Source organism: Pseudomonas sp. CJQ_9, assembly GCF_043106615.1.
Taxonomy (GTDB): Bacteria; Pseudomonadota; Gammaproteobacteria; order Pseudomonadales; family Pseudomonadaceae; genus Aquipseudomonas; species Aquipseudomonas juntendi.
The window spans coordinates 58,824-76,100 of sequence record NZ_JBICMS010000095.1; the positions used below are offsets into that span (position 1 = coordinate 58,824).

Sequence of the window (17,277 nt, forward strand, 5' to 3'; positions counted from 1 at the left end):
GGGTTGGCGTCCATGTAGTATAACTACAAGAAAGCTACAACCCGGCCAGCCGATCATAACCGAGTCCAGCCCGTGAATCTGTTGCAACATATCGCCCAATCGCGCCACCTGCTGCGCAAATCGGAACTCAAAGTGGCCGACCACGTGCTGCTCGACCCGGCTGCCGTCATGCACAGCTCCATGGCCGACCTGGCGCACAGCGTAGGTATCAGCGAACCCACCATCGTGCGTTTCTGCCGGGCCATTGGTTGCACGGGCTTTCAGGACCTGAAGCTGAAGCTGGCGCAGAGCCTGGCCGCCGGGGCCAGCTTCGGCCAGTTCGCCATCCACGAAGACGACTCGGTCGCCGACTACAGCCTGAAAATCTTCGACACTACCCTGCACACCCTGATGGAGGTGCGCGAGCACCTCGACCCGCTGGCGCTGCAGCAGGCGGTGAGCGCCATGGCGCAGGCCCAGCGTGTGGAGTTCTACGGCTTTGGTGCCTCGGGGGCTGTAGCGGCAGATGCCCAGCACAAGTTCTTTCGCCTGCTGCTGAGCGCGGCGGCGTATTCCGACCCGCACATGCAGGCCATGTCGGCGGTGACCTTGAAGCCGGGCGATGTGGCCGTGTGTATCTCCCAGTCCGGCCGCTCCAAGGACCTGCTGATCACCGCCAACCTGGTGCGCGAGAGCGGGGCCAACCTGATTACCCTGTGCCCCAGCCAGACGCCGCTGGCCGAATTGTCGACGGTCAACCTGGCGATCGACGTGCATGAAGACACCGAAATCTATACCCCGTTGACCTCGCGCATTGCCCACCTGGTGGTGATCGACGTGCTGGCCATGGGTGTGGCCATGGCGCGTGGGCCGAGCCTGGTCAACCACCTGAAAAGCGTGAAACGCAGTTTGCGCAGCCTGCGTTTGTCGCCCAAGTCGATCAAGGCTACAGACGACTGAATTCAATCTGTACCGGCCTCTTCGCGGGCGCGCCCGCTCCCACAGGTACTGTGCACCTTTTGCAATTGGCGCGATGCCTGTGGGAGCGTGCAAGCCCGCGAAGGGGCCGGCACCGGCAAAGCAGATTTCACTGTTTTGTCACCATTTCACCGCTAAACCGTAAACCTGCCAGGCCAGTCTGAAGCTCCCGCATCCTAACTGGGAGACAGGCAATGGCTCGTGACTTCGACGGTACGTACCAACCCAACGCCAAGGCTCGCAAGCAGCAGGAAAAGGATCAGCGCCGCATGGAATATCGGCGGGCGATCGAAAGCTATTGCGACCAGCGTCAATTGCTCCGCGAACTGGCGGACTACCCAGACCTGCAAGCGCTCACGGTGTGGCAGGCGTCTGCGGCAGTCTCCCCGAAAAACGCTCAACAAGCCCGCTGATCAGCGCACGTTCGCCGCGGATGAACGCCAGAAAGGCCAAGGCTACCGGCGACTGGCGCTTGGCCTTGGCCTGTACCACGCACCAGCTGCGGTACAGGGGCAGCTCTTCCACCGGCAGTTCGGTCAGCACGCCAGTGGCCAGTTCCAGGTTCACCGCGTGGCGGGTCAGCAAGGCTACCCCCAGACCCGCGATCACGCATTCGCGTTGGGCATCGGCCGACGCCACTTCCAGGGTCTGGGTGAAATGCACGCGCTTGTCCTTGAAGTACTCCTCGCATGCTTTGCGCGTTCCTGAGCCCTGCTCGCGGACCAGCAAGGTATGCGGTTCCAGATCTTGCAGGCGCAGCTGCTCCAGCTTGCACAGCGGATGCTGTGGCGGCGCTACGGCCACGATCGGGTTGTTGAGGAAGGGCAGAAACTCCAGGCCCATGTCCTGCGGCACCATGGACATGATGATCAGGTCATCGCGGTTGTCGGAAAGCCGCCGAATGGCCTGGGCACGGTTGACCACCGTCAAGGTCAGGTTGACCTCCGGGTGGCGTTGCTTGAAGGCCGCGAACAAGTGCGGAACGAAGTACTTGGCACTGGACTCGACCGCCAGCTTCAATTGACCCTGCAATGAGCCCTGCATGTCCGACAGCTGCATGTCCAGGCTTTCCAGCCGGCCGAAGATATCGCGGCTGGCACGCTGCAGGGCCTCGGCTGCTTCGGTCAGGTAGAGCTTCTTGCCAACGTACTCGAACAGTGGCTGGCCAATCAGCTCTTCGAGCTGCCGGATTTGTAGACTAACGGCGGGTTGTGTGAGCGCCATTTCTTCCGCAGCGCGGCTGTACGACCGCAAATCACATACTTCGTTAAAGATCTGTAGTTGACGTAAAGTCATACGCATCAAGGACTTACGCATATTCGTCGGCTCATCGGCAATACCTTGTTACCCAACTATAAGCTTTTGCTAATACAGCCCCTAACAAATATTGATTTTTGTTTATCAACCCACGGCGCTAGGGTGAATACGCGACTGGCCAGCCAACGTCTGGTCACGCGCCGACCGGTAGAACCGGCTCGACTGTTCCTACGGCTTTGGGAAGACTCCAGTGATAAAAAAAATCCTGATCGCCAACCGAGGTGAAATTGCAGTTCGGATCGTGCGTGCATGCGCCGAGATGGGCATTCGCTCGGTAGCGATCTATTCCGACGCCGACCGCCACGCCCTGCACGTCAAGCGTGCCGACGAGGCGCACAGCATTGGTGCCGAGCCGCTGGCCGGTTACCTGAACCCGCGCAAACTGGTGAACCTGGCGGTGGAAACCGGTTGCGATGCCCTGCACCCGGGCTATGGCTTCCTGTCGGAAAATGCCGAGCTGGCAGAAATTTGCGCCGAACGCGGAATCAAGTTCATTGGCCCGGCCGCCGACGTGATTCGCCGCATGGGCGACAAGACCGAAGCACGCCGTACCATGATCGCCGCCGGTGTGCCGGTAACCCCGGGCACCGAAGGTAACGTTGCCGATATCCACGAAGCCCTGAGCGAAGGTGACCGCATCGGTTACCCGGTCATGCTCAAGGCCACTTCGGGGGGCGGTGGCCGGGGTATCCGCCGTTGCAACAGCCGTGAAGAACTGGAACAGAACTTCCCGCGGGTCATTTCGGAGGCAACCAAGGCATTTGGCTCGGCCGAAGTGTTCCTGGAAAAATGCATCGTCAACCCCAAGCACATCGAGGCGCAGATTCTCGGTGACAGCTTCGGCAATGTGGTGCACCTGTTCGAGCGCGACTGCTCGATCCAGCGCCGCAACCAGAAGCTCATCGAAATCGCCCCAAGCCCACAGCTCACCCCCGAGCAGCGCGCCTACATCGGTGACCTCGCGGTGCGCGCAGCCAAGGCAGTGGACTACGAAAACGCCGGCACCGTGGAGTTCCTGCTCGCCGATGGCGAGGTGTACTTCATGGAAATGAACACCCGGGTGCAGGTGGAGCACACCATCACCGAGGAAATCACCGGCATCGACATCGTTCGTGAACAGATCCGCATTGCTTCGGGCCTGCCGTTGTCGGTGAAGCAGGAAGACATTCACCACCGCGGCTATGCGTTGCAGTTCCGTATCAACGCCGAAGACCCGAAGAACAACTTCCTGCCCAGCTTTGGCAAGATCACCCGTTACTACGCCCCTGGCGGCCCGGGCGTGCGCACCGACACGGCGATTTATACCGGCTACACCATTCCACCGTTCTACGACTCCATGTGCTTGAAACTGGTGGTCTGGGCGCTGACCTGGGAAGAAGCCATGGACCGTGGCCTGCGGGCCCTGGATGACATGCGTGTGCAAGGGGTGAAAACCACCGCTGCGTACTACCAGGAAATTTTGCGTAACCCGGAATTCCGTAGCGGCCAGTTCAACACCAGCTTCGTCGAAAGCCACCCTGAACTGACCAACTACTCGATCAAGCGCAAACCCGAAGAGCTGGCCCTGGCCATCGCCGCTGCCATCGCCGCCCACGCAGGCCTATGAATGCAGCAGCAAGCTGTAAGCGGCAAGCTGCAAGTAGAAGCAGATCAGCTTTTCTTGCAGCTTGTAGCTTGAAGCTTGCCGCTACGAGGAGATAACAATGTCCAAGAAAATTCACGTAACCGACACGATCCTGCGCGACGCCCATCAGTCCTTGCTGGCCACCCGCATGCGTACCGAAGACATGCTGCCGATCTGCGAAAAGCTCGACAAGGTCGGCTACTGGTCGCTGGAAGTGTGGGGCGGTGCCACCTTCGACGCCTGCGTGCGCTTCCTCAAGGAAGACCCGTGGGAGCGCTTGCGCAAGCTGCGCGCTGCGCTGCCCAACACCCGCCTGCAAATGCTGCTGCGCGGCCAGAACCTGCTGGGCTACCGCCACTACAGCGACGACGTGGTCAGGGCCTTCGTTGCCAAGGCCGCGGTCAACGGCATCGATGTATTCCGTATTTTCGACGCCATGAACGACGTGCGTAACCTGCGCGTGGCCATCGAAGCGGTCAAGGCCGCTGGCAAGCATGCCCAGGGCACCATTGCCTACACCGTCAGCCCGGTGCACACCATCGAAGCCTTCGTGAACCAGGCCAAGCAGATGGAGGCCATGGGTTGCGACTCGATCGCGATCAAGGACATGGCCGGCTTGCTGACGCCGTTCGCCACCGGTGAACTGGTCAAGGCCCTGAAGGCCGAGCAGTCGCTGCCGGTGTTCATCCACTCCCACGACACGGCTGGCCTGGCTGCCATGTGCCAGCTCAAGGCAGTGGAAAATGGCGCCGATCACATCGACACCGCCATTTCCAGCTTCGCCTGGGGCACCAGCCACCCAGGTACCGAGTCGATGGTCGCTGCGCTCAAGGGCAGTGAGTTCGACACCGGTCTGGACTTGGAGCTGTTGCAGGAAATCGGCCTGTACTTCTACGCGGTGCGCAAGAAATACCACCAGTTCGAAAGCGAATTCACCGCGGTGGATACTCGCGTGCAGGTCAACCAGGTTCCCGGCGGGATGATTTCCAACCTGGCCAACCAGCTCAAGGAGCAGGGCGCCCTCAACCGCATGAACGAAGTGCTGGCCGAGATTCCGCGGGTCCGCGAAGACCTTGGCTTCCCGCCGCTGGTCACCCCGACCTCGCAGATTGTCGGTACCCAGGCGTTCTTCAACGTGCTGGCCGGCGAGCGTTACAAGACCATCACCAACGAGGTGAAGCTTTACCTGCAGGGCGGCTACGGCAAGGCCCCGGGCGTGGTCAACGAGCAGTTGCGCCGCCAGGCCATCGGCAGCGAAGAGGTGATCGACGTGCGCCCGGCCGATCTGCTCAAGCCGGAGATGAACAAGCTGCGTGGCGATATCGGTGCCTTGGCCCGGTGCGAAGAAGACGTGCTGACCTTCGCCATGTTCCCGGATATCGGGCGCAAATTCCTCGAAGAGCGCGAAGCCGGCACCCTGACCCCGGAAGCCCTGCTGCCGATCCCGGAAGCCGGTGTGGCTGCCGCCCCGGGCGGTGAAGGTGTACCGACCGAGTTCGTCATCGATGTGCACGGTGAAACCTACCGCGTCGACATCACCGGTGTGGGTGTGAAGGCCGAAGGCAAACGCCACTTCTACCTGTCGATCGATGGCATGCCGGAAGAGGTGGTGTTCGAGCCGCTCAACGAGTTTGTCGGCGGCGGCAGCAGCAAGCGCAAGCAGGCCAGCGCCCCAGGCCACGTCAGCACCACCATGCCCGGCAACATCGTCGATGTGCTGGTCAAGGAAGGTGACATGGTCAAGGCCGGCCAGGCGGTGCTGATCACCGAAGCCATGAAGATGGAGACCGAAGTGCAGGCGGCCATCGCCGGCAAGGTCGTAGCCATCCACGTGGCCAAGGGCGATCGCGTTACACCGGGCGAGATCCTGATCGAGATCGAGGGCTGATACAGGCCCTCATCTACAAGCGGTTTACCTCTGGGGAGCGGATGCTCCCCTTTTTTTGGGGTCGAATATGCATTTTAATGCAGGAATAGCGTGAATGTTTGGCCATGTCTGCATTAAATTGCAGAATTTAGACTGAAGCATCATGGATTCTGCACTATGATGCAGATTCATCGACCGAGTCGGTTGTCCGCATGCGGTAAATTGCAGGTGAACCATGTACAGACTCACGCTTCAACTCCATGATCAGGCGCAGTGGCATGATGCTGTGGCCATCGCCTTTGTCGAGCCTGAAAAGGGCCTCTCCAGCCCCTGCGAGTTCGGCTATACCTCCGAGTACGTCAAAACCCACCTGGAGGCATACGACAGCCTGTTCTGCCAGGCGGCAAGCGCGAGGCTGCCGGTGGATTTTGGTTCTCATCGTCTGCAGCATGCTCCCGCGTTCCTTTACGACATCGCACCCGCCGGTGCCGCCAAGCGCTTCCTGCTCCGGCATATCGGCCGTGAGAAACCAGAAGGCATGGGGGATGACCTGTTTCTCCTGGGGCGGTCCACTCCGGCGCCCATCGGCAACCTGCGCATCAAGGAGTCGGATGAGCTACTGGATTATGCCGACCCCATCGGGTTTGCCCGTCAGGATGTGATCACCCGCGATCAACGGTTTCTCGAATACGCCTATGAGCGAGGTGCTGCCATTGGTGGCGCGACAGGCGCCGGTGGGGAGGCGCCAAAGCTGTTGATGACCGAGGCAGAAAACGGCCTGTTGTATCCGGACGCGGTGCTGGCGGATGAACGTGCCCGGCGTCACTGGTTCATCAAGTTCGCCAGGAACCAGGCACTGGCTGATGATCAGCAGATACTGCGGGCCGAGTATCTCTACTACAAGGCGTTGCAGCAGCTTGGCATCGAAACGGTGGCCACTGAATACATGGCGCTGGAAGAAGGCACCAAGCCCAGCCTGTGGCTGGAACGCTTCGACCGGCAGGTTTGCGCGCAGGGTGTGCAACGCTTTGCCGTGGAGTCGATGTACTCCCTGTGTGGCGTGACCGAGCCTGGCAGCCGAATGGGGCACCTGGAGGCGATTGAGGCGCTTGCCGGGTTGTGGAAACTGGCCGGGCAGGGGAGACAGCTGCCTGACCTGGTTGCCGATTATCTGCGGCGCGACCTGATCAACAAGATCTTGGGTAATGCCGATAACCACGGACGTAACACTGCAATCATCCGTACCCGTGACACCGTGCGCCTCGCACCGATCTACGACCTTGCACCGATGGTGATGGATCAGGAAGGGATAACGCGAACGACGAAGTGGCCAGCCTCGATAGAGCGGGCTGGCGATATCGACTGGCAGGCTGCCTGTACTGCACTGACCGAATTTGTCGACCCGGGCGAAGCTTTTGAGCGTCTGCGGCTGGATGCCCGGCACCTGTTGGCATTGCCGGATATCTTGTCCGCCCTAGGGCTGCCTGATGCGGTGATGAATCACCCGGCAATTGCGCTGGGCAGGCTTGAGCGCCGGATGGCTGAATGGGGGTTGGCATGACGGTTTCCATCGATGCCCGTGGGCTACTGATCGACGGAGTACGCGAAGGGATCGCCAACGGCAGTCTTGAGCTGGGTGCTGCCGTGCGGCGGCTGCGTGTGGAGGTGGCGAAGATGCAGCAGACTCAGTTTGCACGCATGTGCAAGATTTCCGTGCGTACGCTGATCCAGATCGAGCAGGGCGGTGGTAACCCCACGCTGAACTCGTTGAACGCCGTGTTCAAGCCATTTGGCTTGCAGATGGGGGTCGTCAGGCGCGCGAGTCTGATCAGGTAAGCCACTGCACCGATCACAGGCCCGTGAGCCCGTGATCGGTTGTGCAGGGTCAGTTCCTGCGGCAGGCCTCAAGCGTTCGTGCCTGCCCTTGCGGGCGCTGGTTCTCGGCACTCAACCACCGCTCGAAGCCGGCCGCCACCTGCGGCCACTCATCATCGGTAATCGAGTACCACGCCGTATCACGGTTGTGATCCTTCACCACCAGGTGCTTGCGGAACACCCCTTCGAAGACGAACCCGAACCGCTGCGCTGCACGCTTGGAGCGGGCATTGGCGTTATTGCACTTCCATTCCAGGCGGCGGTTCCCGAGTTCGAAGCTCAGTTTGGCCAACAGGTAGACGGCCTCGGTACTCCTGGGTGTGCGCTGCATGGGCGCGCCGAAGGCGATGTGGCCAATCTCGATGCGGCCATGGTCAGGCATGATCGACATCAGGGTGAGAATGCCCTGAGCTTCGCCACTGGCGCGGTCGATCACGGTGAAATACAGCGGGTCGTGGCCGGCGGCGTTACCTTGCAGCCAATGGTCGAAGGCAGCGCGTTCGGTAAACGGGCCGTAGGGCAGGTAATCCCACAGTACCGGGTCGGCGCCCGGGCCTTGCAGGGCCACCCAGAGGTCGTCGCCGTGGCGCACCGGGTCGAGTTTTTCCAGGCGGATGAAGCGCCCGTCGATGGGCTCGGCCTTGGGTGATGCGGCGGGTTTCCAGTGCAGTGCGTCAGTCATGTGGCCTACAACCCTTTGCGGAATTGGATGAAGCCCGGGCGCTCGGCAACCTGCTCGTACAGGCTGATGGCGGTGGCGTTGGTTTCGTGGGTCAGCCAGTGCACCTTGTTGCAGTTGTCGGCCTTGGCTGCAGCATAGACATGTTCGATCAGCTGGCGGCCGATGCCCAGGCCCCGCTGTGCGCTGTGCACGTAAAGGTCCTGCAGGTAGCAGGCATTTTCGATGCTCCAGTTGGAGCGGTGGTAGATGAAGTTGACCATGCCCACGGCCGTGCCATCCACCCAAGCCAGGGCCGAATGGGTTGGCTCGTTGGGGTCGAGCAGGCGCTGCCAGGTACTGAGGCTGACGTCATCGGCCAGTTCGGTTTCGTAGAAGTGCAGGTAGGCCTGCCACAAGGCATGCCAGGCGGCGTGATCTTGAGCAGTGACGGGGCGCAGGGTAACGCTGGGCATTGGGCTAGTCCTTCACAGAAGGCGCATGTGCGCGGCAAGTTGATTGTCCAGGTGATCGGGGCTGGCGCTCAGGCTTTCGCGCACGCCGGCAATGTCCTGCTCAGCGCGGTTCTGGCTCAGCTTGCGCGCGCCTTGCAACCGCTGGATCGGCAGGCGAATGCCGACAATGGCGCGGAGCATGCCGTCTATATAGTCGGCGGGCGCATCGCTCACCTGCCACGGCTCACTGCGGCCGTGCTCATGGCGGTCGCTAAGCCGGCTGACTATCGCCAGCAATGGCTCGGCGTCGTGGATCACGTCGGCTACCCCATAGGCGTGCACGGCCAGGTAATTCCAGGTTGGCACCACCTTGGGGTTCTCGGCCTTGCTCGGGTAGTAGCCGGGGCTGACATAGGCATCGGCCCCGGGAAACACCAGCAGCGCTTCGGCCCCCTGCGCCAGGTCCTGCCACTGCCGGTTGGCCCTGGCCAAGTGGGCATACACGGTGCCGAACTCGCCTTCTGCGGGGTCGAGCAACACCGGCAAGTGGGTGGCCAGCAGGCCCTGCTCGCCATGGCTGACCAGCACGGCCAGACGCGTGTCGAGCATGTGCCGCTGCAGCCGGGCGAGGTCGTGTTCCTGGTGTGGCTTACTGTTGTACATGGCCTGAGTCCTTGTCGAATGCTCCCATCCTAGGCAGGCTAATGGTTCTGGGTAAGAGCCATTACTGCCTGTTTTCATAGGTCCAATGCCATGCACGAGAAGCCCCTCATCCTGCCTTTCGACCCGGCCGGGATTTCGCTCGATCGCCGCCGCGGGTTGAGCCAGCAGCTTTACCAGGCGCTACGCGAGCGGGTGCTGGACGGGCGGCTGTGCAGCGGCACACGGCTGCCTGCCACCCGCGACCTGGCAGCCGTGCTGGGGCTGTCGCGCAATAGCGTGGTACGCGCGTATGACCAGTTGTACGCGGAGGGCTATATCGAAAGCCGAGTCGGTGACGGCACCTACGTAACCCGGCTGCCGAAACTATCCACACAACTGTCCACAGGGTTATACCGGGGGTTATCAACAGGTTTATCCACATTTGGCCAGGAAAATACTGAGGATTTATCCAGCCAGCACAGCTGGAGCGAGCCTTTGCAGCGCTTGAAAAATCACCATCTGCCGCCCCCCAAACAGGGCGCGCCGCGGGCTTTTCGTTTGGGGATACCTGCCTTCGATCTGTTCCCCTTCGACGTTTGGGCCAAGCTGCAAGGGGGGTTCTGGCGTAACGCTGCGCCTGCACAGCTGGGTTATGGCGACCCGGCGGGTGAACCGGCACTGCGCGAGTTGATCGCGGCCTACTTGCGCCGCTCGCGGGGGCTGACCTGTACCGCTGAGCAAATAGTGATCACCAGTGGCGCGCAGCAGGCCATAAGCCTTTGTGCACAGTTGCTGTTGCAGCCTGGCGACAGGGTGGCTGTGGAAAACCCCGGCTACCGGGCGGCGGCGCACGCCTTTTCAGTGGCGGGTGCTCAGGTCGCCGGCGTGCCGGTGGATGAAGAGGGTATGGAGTGCGCACGGTTGGGCCAGTTGCCGGGTTGCCGGTTGGCCTATGTCACGCCCGCCCATCAGTACCCGACCGGGGTAACCATGAGCCTGGCCCGGCGCCTGGCGTTGCTGGGCTGGGCAGAACGCAACGATGGCTGGATCATCGAGGACGACTACGATGGCGAGTACCGTTACAGCGGCGCGCCCCTGGCCCCGCTGGCTGCACTCGACCGGGCCGGCCGGGTGTTGTACGTGGGCACCTTCGGCAAGATCGCCTTCCCCGCGCTGCGCTTGGGTTACCTGGTATTGCCGGCGCAGTTGGCACAGGCCTTCAGCCAGGGTAAGGCGTTGGCAGTACGGCATTCGGAGGTCAGCAGCCAGTGCGTGATGGCCGAGTTCATGGCCCGTGGGCATTTCCAGCGACATATTCGCCGCATGCGCAAAGCGGCGTTGAGCCGACGCAATGTGCTTAAGGCCGGCTGGCCTGTGGATATTGCCGGGTTGGGTAGCATGCCCGCAGTGGCCGCTGGGCTGCACGTGAAAGTGTCTGTGGATAACTTTGCCCGCGAACAGGCGCTGGTGGCCAAGGCAGAGGCAGTCGGCGTTGAAGTGACAGCGTTGAGCAATTTCTGGCTGGCCGATAGCGAAGTGCCTGTGGATAAGCGTGCTGGCCTGGTGCTGGGGTTTGCCGCGGTGCCGGAAGGTGAGATTGCCGCGGCATTGATGAAATTGCGCAAGGCTTGGCGCAAGGGTTGAGGCTGCCTGCCTCTTCGCGGGTAAACCCGCCCCCACAGGTATGGCCGGGTGGTCTCAGGTGCGGCGCATATCCTGTAGGAGCGGGTTCACCCGCGAAGGGCTGCAAGGCAGCCCCAACTGCGTCAGGTCCCCGACTTGATCCGCGTCCAGGCCCGGGTTCGCGCCCGCTCGGCATCGCGCTGCAACGGCTTGAGCGTGTAAAGCTTGGCCATCGCCTCCGCCGTCGGGTACAGGTTGGGGTTGTTGCGAATCGCAGGGCTCACCTTGTCGGTGGCATCCTTGTTGGGGTTCGGGTAGCCGACAAAATCGCTGATCGGCGCAATTACCTCGGGCCGCAGCAGGTAGTTGATGAATGCATGGGCGTCTGCCGGGTTGGCGGCATTCTTCGGAATCGCCAGCATGTCGAACCAGATCGGCGCGCCTTCCTTGGGCAGGCGCATGTCGACCGTCACACCATTTTTCGCTTCGCGGGCGCGGTTGGCAGCCTGCGAGAAGCTGCCGCTGTAACCCACCGCCACGCAGATATCCCCATTGGCCATGTCAGCCATGTACTTCGAGGAGTGGAAGTAGGTGATGTACGGGCGAATCTTCAGCATCAGCGCTTCGGCCTTCTTGTAGTCGGCCGGCTTGTCGCTGTTCGGTGGCAGGCCGAGGTACTGCAGGGCCAGCGGCAGGATTTCCGACGGCGAGTCGAGCAGCGCTACCCCGCACTGCTTGAGCTTGGCGATGTTCTCTTCCTTGAAGATCAGGTCCCAGCTGTCCACCGGCGCGTTATCGCCGAGTGCGGCCTTGACCTTGGCCGGGTTGAAGCCGATCAGCACGGTGCCATACATGTAGGGCACGGCAAACTTGTTGCCAGGGTCGTTGGCCTCGATCAGCTTCATCAGCGCAGGGTCCAGGTGTTGCCAGTTCGGCAACTTGCTGCGATCCAGCGGCTGGAACACCCCGGCCTCGATCTGCTTGGCGAGGAATACGTTGGACGGCACCACCACGTCATAGCCGGAGTTGCCGGTGAGCAACTTGGCCTCCAGCGCTTCGTTGGTATCGAAGATGTCGTAGATCAGCTTGACGTCGCTGTCCTTCTGGAAATCGGTCAAGGTCTGCGGGGTGATGTAGTCGAACCAGTTATACACTCGCAGGGTGCGCTGCTCGGCGTGCGCCTGCAGGGCACCGGTGAACAGGGTGGCAGCGATGAACGGGGCGAGCAGACGCCTGAGTCGGACCATTACCGGGCTCCTGGCTGGGCGCGCTGGAAACCTTCCAGCACATTGACTGCGTTGATACCAATTTCTTCCACAGCGTAGCCGCCTTCCATCACGAACAGGGTCGGCTTGCCAAGCTGGCCGATACGCGTGCCCATTTCCAGGTAGTCAGGGCTGTCGAGCTTGAATTGCGAGATCGGGTCATCCTTGAAGGTGTCCACACCCAGGGAGACCACCAGTACGTCGGCGTCATAGCTGGCGATGCGCTGGCAAGCCTCTTCCAGGGCAGCGCTCCAGGCAGACCAATCGCTGCCGGCGGGCAGCGGATAATTGATGTTGCAGCCCTCACCGGCGCCTTCGCCGGTTTCGTCGGCATAGCCGAGAAAGAACGGGAATTCGTCTTGCGGGTCGCCGTGGATCGAAGCGAAGAACACATCGTTGCGGCGGTAGAAGATGTCCTGGGTGCCATTGCCGTGGTGGTAGTCGACATCGAGGATGGCAACCTTGCGCCGGCCCTGGTCGAGGAATGCCTGGGCGGCGATGGCGGCGTTGTTCAGGTAGCAGTAACCACCCATCACCTCGCCAGCGGCGTGGTGCCCTGGTGGGCGGCACAGGGCAAAGGCGCTGTGCGCGCCTTGCTGGATCGCTGCCTGGGCGGTGAGGGCGACCTGGGCGGCACTGTAGGCCGCCTGCCAGGTGCCGGCGGTGATTGGCGCGCCGGCATCGAAGCTGTAATAGCCCAACTCGCCGTGCAGGCCGGTAGGTTTTACCCGGCGCAAGGTGCGTGCAGGCCAGGTGAACGGCAGCAGGTCGCCTTCCTGGCCCAGCGCCGCCCAGCGCGCCCAGGCGCCTTCGAAAAAGTCCAGGTAGTCGGCGCTGTGGATGCGCAGCAAGGGTGCGCGGCCGAAGTCGGTAGGGCCCTGGATGTCACCGAGGTTGCGTTTTTTGACCTGGTCGAGCACATGGTCAGCGCGCGAGGGCATTTCGAAACACGGCATCAGCTTGCCGTCGATCAGCTCGCAGCGGCCATGGTGCAGGCGGTGATCATCGGAATAGATCGTCAGCATTGTTGTTCTCCGGTGGGGACTGGCGTGGGACCATTTTCAGCGGTGGGCCAGTGGCGGAGAACGACGCAACTGGCCAAAAGGGGATCGATGTGGCCAAGCTCTATGGCCTGGTTTTCCTGTGCTGGCTTCTTCGCGGGCTCGCCCGCTCCCACAGGTATCCCACAGTACTCGGAACTTGTGCAGTTCCTGTGGGAGCGGGCGAGCCCGCGAAGAAGCCAGCACAGGTCAGCCGCGGAAATGACTGGGTGCTACTCCGCTCCAGCGCTGGAAGGCATGCCGGAAACTGGCCGTCTCGCTGAACCCCAGGGTTTCGGCAATGCGGTAGATTGGCATCTGCTCATCGGTCAGCAACTGCTTGGCCCGCTCGAACCGCAGTTCGTCCAGCAACTGCTGGTAACTGCTACCCAGCGCCTGCAAATGCCGGCGCAGGGTGCGCGACGAGCAGTTCATCTGCCGCGCCAGCCCGTCCAGCCCGGGCGCGGCGTCCAGTTGTTGCGTGAGCAACTGGCGAATCCGCCCCAGCCAGGCCTGGCGACCCGTGAATTCCAGGTTCAGGCGCCGGCAGCGTTCGCTCATGGCTTTGTGGGTAATCGGGTCAGCCAACGGCAGCGGCGTATCCAGCCAGCGCCGCTCGAACGCAAAGGCATTGTCTTGCGCCGCAAACACCACTGGGCACTGGAACGCACCGGCATAGCGTGCATGGTAGTCAGGCCGAGGGTGCTCGAAGCGTGCCCCTAGCAGCGGCAACGGGCGGCCAAGCAGGTCGTCACAGATGACTTTCAAGGAGACCAGGCAGAACTCGGCATTGAAAGCGCTCAATGCCGGGTTGTCGTGGTACTCGCTGGCGCTGAACCAGACGCGTTGGCCGTCGTCGCGCAAGCGCAGCGAGAAGACTGTTCCCAGCAGTGCCGGATACTGCAGCGCCAGGCGCAGGGCGTCACCCAAAGTGGCACTGGAGAGCAGGGCGTAACCGAGCATGCCATAGCACGACACATGCATGCGCTGGCCCAGCTCCAGGCCGATGTCTTCGCGCCGGGCCACGGCGTTGGCACACACTTGCAGTTCCTGCTGTGTGGTGATGCGCGCGTCGGCGTGCCCCAGGTCTGCCGGGCCAATGCCGCTACCGGCGAGCAGCGCCGAAGCCTCAGCACCGTCTGCCTGGAAGACGTTGAGTATCAGCGAAACCGCATTGAGGGTGGTCAGGTGGCTGTGCAGCATGCTGGGTAATCCCGTGAGCCTGGAACACATTATGGAGCAAGTTGTGTGCCGATATTCAAAGGCGGTTGTGCAGCCCCTTTGCGGCACCAGGCCGATCCCACGTCTACCGGTATCGGCAGGGCAAGCGCCGCGCAAGCCAGCAGGCAAAAAAAAGCCCGGTGCATAAGCCCGGGCTTGGAAAGGTTGAGAGGTGTCTAGTCTCTTAACCTGGTGAGACAGTGTGGCAGCAGCCGGGTTACGCCTTCAGCGGAACCAAGCGTGGCGCGATCATGTTTTCCGGACGCAGGATGTCGTTGAGCATTTCTTCGTCCAGCAGCTTCTCTTCACGCACCAGTTCAAGCACGCCGCGGCCGGTTTCCAGGGCAACGCGGGCGATACGGGTGGCGTTTTCGTAGCCGATGTATGGGTTCAGGGCGGTGACCAGGCCGATCGAATGTTCGACCAGCTCACGGCAGCGCTGTTCGTTGGCGGTGATACCGACGATGCAGTGCTCGCGCAGCATGTCCATGGCGCGTTGCAGCAGGCGGATCGAGTCGAAGATCTTGTAGGCGATCAGCGGCTCCATGACGTTCAGCTGCAGTTGGCCACCTTCGGCGGCGACGGTCAGGGCCAGGTCGTTGCCCATGATGGCGAAGGCGACTTGGTTGACCGCTTCCGGGATCACCGGGTTGACCTTGCCTGGCATGATCGAGCTGCCTGGCTGGCGCGCTGGCAGGTTGATTTCGTTGATGCCGGTGCGTGGGCCGCTGGACAGCAGGCGCAGGTCGTTGCAGATCTTCGACAGCTTGACCGCGGTGCGCTTGAGCATGCCGGAGAACAGCACGAAGGCACCCATGTCGGAGGTGGCTTCGATCAGGTCGGCAGCCGGCACCAGCGGCTGGCCGCTGATGATTGCCAGGCGTTGTACGGCCAGGGCTTGGTAGCCTGGGTCGGCGTTGATGCCGGTGCCGATGGCGGTACCGCCCAGGTTGATTTCGGTCAGCAGCTCCGGCGCCAGCGAGCGCAGGCGCTGCAGGTCTTCGGTCATGGTGGTGGCGAAGGCACGGAATTCCTGGCCCAGGGTCATCGGCACGGCGTCCTGCAGCTGGGTGCGGCCCATCTTCAGTACGTGGTCGAATTCCTTGCCTTTGGCGGCGAACGCCTGGATCAGGCTTTCGAGGCTGGCCAGCAGGGCGTCGTGACCCAGCAGCAGGCCCAGACGAATGGCCGTCGGGTAGGCGTCGTTGGTCGACTGCGCCATGTTCACATCGTTGTTCGGGTGCAGGTACTGGTACTCACCCTTCTGGTGGCCCATGGCCTCCAGCGCGATGTTGGCGATGACTTCGTTCGCGTTCATGTTGGTGGACGTACCGGCACCACCCTGGATCATGTCGACCACGAACTGCTCGTGGTAGTCGCCCTTGATCAGGCGGCCACAGGCGGCGCTGATGGCAGCATGTTTGGCATCGCTCAGGTGCCCCAGCTCACGGTTGGCGTCGGCAGCAGCCTGCTTGACCATCGCCAGGCCCACTACCAGTTTCGGGTAGTGCGACAGCGGAACACCGGAGAGGTGGAAGTTGTTGGCAGCGCGCAGGGTCTGGATGCCGTAGTAAGCATCAGCAGGTACTTCCAGGGTGCCCAACAGATCTTTTTCGACGCGGAACGATGCAGCAGCGGACATGATGTATATCATCTCGATGTTGACCCGGCACATGCCGGAATGGCGCCAATCCTAGGCCTTAAGGGGATTTTGCGGCCAATGCTGTTGCACGCTAACCTATGCACAAACGGCATAGTGATTCATGTGACGCCAATTGAAATTCGAGCGTGTTCCATTTTGGTGCACGACGGGAGATGTGCTTCGTGAACCTTGAAAGCAAATGGCTGGAAGACTTCAGTGCGCTGGCTGCCACCCGCAGTTTTTCCCAGGCGGCAGAGCGGCGCTTCGTCACCCAACCGGCCTTCAGCCGGCGTATCCGCAGCCTTGAGGCAGCGTTGGGCCTGCAACTGGTGAACCGTTCCCGCACGCCGATAGAGCTGACCGAGGCCGGGCAGCTGTTTCTGGTTACGGCGCGCACGGTTGTTGACCAGTTGGGCGAAATTCTCCGCCATCTGCATCACCTGGAAGGTGGTCAGGGGGAGGTGATTCAGGTGGCTGCCGCGCACTCGTTGGCGTCGGGCTTTTTCCCTCGCTGGGTAGCGCAACTGCGTAATGACGGCCTGAACATCGCCACTCGCCTGGTTGCGACTAACGTGGGGGATGCCGTGCATGCACTGCGCGAGGGTGGTTGCGACCTGATGCTGGCGTTCTACGACCCAGACGCCGCCTTGCAGATGGATGCCGAGATCTTCCCGTCGCTGCACATGGGCAATACCGAAATGGTGCCGGTATGCGCGGTGGACGCCGACGGCAGGCCGATGTTCGACCTGGAAGGTGAAAGTAGCGTGCCACTGCTGGCTTATACTGCCGGGGCCTTCCTCGGGCGGTCGGTCAACCTGCTGCTGCGCCAGCGCAATGTGCGCTATACCACCGTTTACGAAACCGCCATGGCGGACAGCCTGAAGAGCATGGCGCTGGAAGGCATGGGCATTGCCTGGGTGCCGCGGCTTTCGATGCGGGGCGAGTTGGAACGCGGTGAGTTGGCGATCTGCGGAGGAAGCCAGTGGCATGTACCCCTGGAAATCCGCCTGTACCGGTGCGCCTTGGTGCGCAAGGCCAATGTGCGGCTACTCTGGCGCAAGCTGGAAAATACGCCTGCGCCAGAGTGAGCC

General features: G+C 61.9%; 16 protein-coding genes. 8 read left to right on the top strand and 8 right to left on the bottom strand.

Annotated features, from left to right (window positions below; translation table 11 throughout):
• Window positions 1–72 precede the first annotated feature (72 nt).
• Window positions 73–939: a transcriptional regulator HexR gene (hexR, locus tag ACF8SD_RS20185; protein ID WP_009683527.1), complete on the top strand. Its 867-nt coding sequence runs from the start codon at window positions 73–75 to the stop codon at window positions 937–939.
• Window positions 940–1,151: 212 nt separating this feature from the next.
• Window positions 1,152–1,370: a PA3496 family putative envelope integrity protein gene (locus ACF8SD_RS20190; protein ID WP_173891600.1), complete on the top strand. Its 219-nt coding sequence runs from the start codon at window positions 1,152–1,154 to the stop codon at window positions 1,368–1,370.
• Here ACF8SD_RS20190 and ACF8SD_RS20195 read toward each other — a convergent pair.
• Window positions 1,312–2,259, bottom strand: a complete 948-nt coding sequence (locus ACF8SD_RS20195; RefSeq protein WP_161891643.1) for a LysR family transcriptional regulator — start codon at window positions 2,257–2,259, stop codon at window positions 1,312–1,314. The two genes, ACF8SD_RS20190 and ACF8SD_RS20195, sit on opposite strands and share 59 nt — an antisense overlap.
• Window positions 2,260–2,464: 205 nt before the next feature.
• Here ACF8SD_RS20195 and ACF8SD_RS20200 point away from each other — a divergent pair, with 205 nt between their 5' ends.
• The 4 genes from ACF8SD_RS20200 (at window position 2,465) to ACF8SD_RS20215 (ending at window position 7,601) form a co-directional block, all read left to right on the top strand.
• Window positions 2,465–3,880: an acetyl-CoA carboxylase biotin carboxylase subunit gene (locus ACF8SD_RS20200; protein WP_009684483.1), complete on the top strand. Its 1,416-nt coding sequence runs from the start codon at window positions 2,465–2,467 to the stop codon at window positions 3,878–3,880.
• Between the two features lie 97 nt (window positions 3,881–3,977).
• Window positions 3,978–5,786 carry a sodium-extruding oxaloacetate decarboxylase subunit alpha gene (gene oadA, locus ACF8SD_RS20205; RefSeq protein WP_392485016.1) on the top strand — a complete coding sequence of 603 codons (1,809 nt, stop codon included), beginning with the start codon at window positions 3,978–3,980 and terminating at the stop codon, window positions 5,784–5,786.
• Between the two features lie 214 nt (window positions 5,787–6,000).
• The gene (locus ACF8SD_RS20210; protein ID WP_392485017.1) at window positions 6,001–7,326 is read left to right on the top strand and encodes a type II toxin-antitoxin system HipA family toxin; all 1,326 of its coding nucleotides are present in this window, start codon (window positions 6,001–6,003) and stop codon (window positions 7,324–7,326) included.
• Complete coding sequence (locus tag ACF8SD_RS20215) at window positions 7,323–7,601, top strand: helix-turn-helix domain-containing protein (protein ID WP_009684487.1); 279 nt, start codon at window positions 7,323–7,325, stop codon at window positions 7,599–7,601. The genes ACF8SD_RS20210 and ACF8SD_RS20215 overlap by 4 nt, the downstream gene beginning before the upstream one ends.
• A gap of 49 nt (window positions 7,602–7,650) precedes the next feature.
• Here the strand turns inward: ACF8SD_RS20215 and ACF8SD_RS20220 are convergent, their stop codons facing one another.
• The 3 genes from ACF8SD_RS20220 to ACF8SD_RS20230 are packed head-to-tail and all read right to left on the bottom strand — an operon-like array spanning window position 7,651 to window position 9,416.
• Window positions 7,651–8,322, bottom strand: a complete 672-nt coding sequence (locus ACF8SD_RS20220; RefSeq protein WP_392485018.1) for a GNAT family N-acetyltransferase — start codon at window positions 8,320–8,322, stop codon at window positions 7,651–7,653.
• Window positions 8,323–8,327: 5 nt separating this feature from the next.
• Window positions 8,328–8,774: a GNAT family N-acetyltransferase gene (locus tag ACF8SD_RS20225; protein WP_054913820.1), complete on the bottom strand. Its 447-nt coding sequence runs from the start codon at window positions 8,772–8,774 to the stop codon at window positions 8,328–8,330.
• A gap of 12 nt (window positions 8,775–8,786) precedes the next feature.
• Window positions 8,787–9,416: an FMN-binding negative transcriptional regulator gene (locus tag ACF8SD_RS20230; protein ID WP_392485019.1), complete on the bottom strand. Its 630-nt coding sequence runs from the start codon at window positions 9,414–9,416 to the stop codon at window positions 8,787–8,789.
• Between the two features lie 90 nt (window positions 9,417–9,506).
• On the opposite strand from ACF8SD_RS20230, the gene ACF8SD_RS20235 reads away from it, so the two are divergent.
• Window positions 9,507–11,039, top strand: coding sequence for a PLP-dependent aminotransferase family protein (locus ACF8SD_RS20235; protein ID WP_392485020.1), 1,533 nt, complete (start codon window positions 9,507–9,509; stop codon window positions 11,037–11,039).
• A 122-nt stretch (window positions 11,040–11,161) separates the two neighbouring features.
• On the opposite strand, the gene ACF8SD_RS20240 is transcribed toward ACF8SD_RS20235, so the two are convergent.
• The 4 genes from ACF8SD_RS20240 to aspA form a co-directional block, all read right to left on the bottom strand.
• The gene (locus ACF8SD_RS20240) at window positions 11,162–12,265 is read right to left on the bottom strand and encodes a polyamine ABC transporter substrate-binding protein (protein ID WP_392485021.1); all 1,104 of its coding nucleotides are present in this window, start codon (window positions 12,263–12,265) and stop codon (window positions 11,162–11,164) included.
• The gene (locus tag ACF8SD_RS20245; RefSeq protein WP_173891593.1) at window positions 12,265–13,308 is read right to left on the bottom strand and encodes a histone deacetylase family protein; all 1,044 of its coding nucleotides are present in this window, start codon (window positions 13,306–13,308) and stop codon (window positions 12,265–12,267) included. Before ACF8SD_RS20245 ends, ACF8SD_RS20240 begins: the two co-directional genes overlap by 1 nt.
• A gap of 225 nt (window positions 13,309–13,533) precedes the next feature.
• A complete protein-coding gene (locus ACF8SD_RS20250) occupies window positions 13,534–14,526 on the bottom strand; it encodes an AraC family transcriptional regulator (RefSeq protein WP_173891592.1) in 993 nt (330 codons plus the stop codon).
• Window positions 14,527–14,761: 235 nt separating this feature from the next.
• Window positions 14,762–16,186, bottom strand: coding sequence for an aspartate ammonia-lyase (gene aspA, locus ACF8SD_RS20255; RefSeq protein ID WP_173891591.1), 1,425 nt, complete (start codon window positions 16,184–16,186; stop codon window positions 14,762–14,764).
• A 182-nt stretch (window positions 16,187–16,368) separates the two neighbouring features.
• Between aspA and ACF8SD_RS20260 the strand changes: the two genes are divergently transcribed.
• Window positions 16,369–17,274 carry a LysR substrate-binding domain-containing protein gene (locus tag ACF8SD_RS20260; RefSeq protein ID WP_173891590.1) on the top strand — a complete coding sequence of 302 codons (906 nt, stop codon included), beginning with the start codon at window positions 16,369–16,371 and terminating at the stop codon, window positions 17,272–17,274.
• Window positions 17,275–17,277 lie beyond the last annotated feature (3 nt).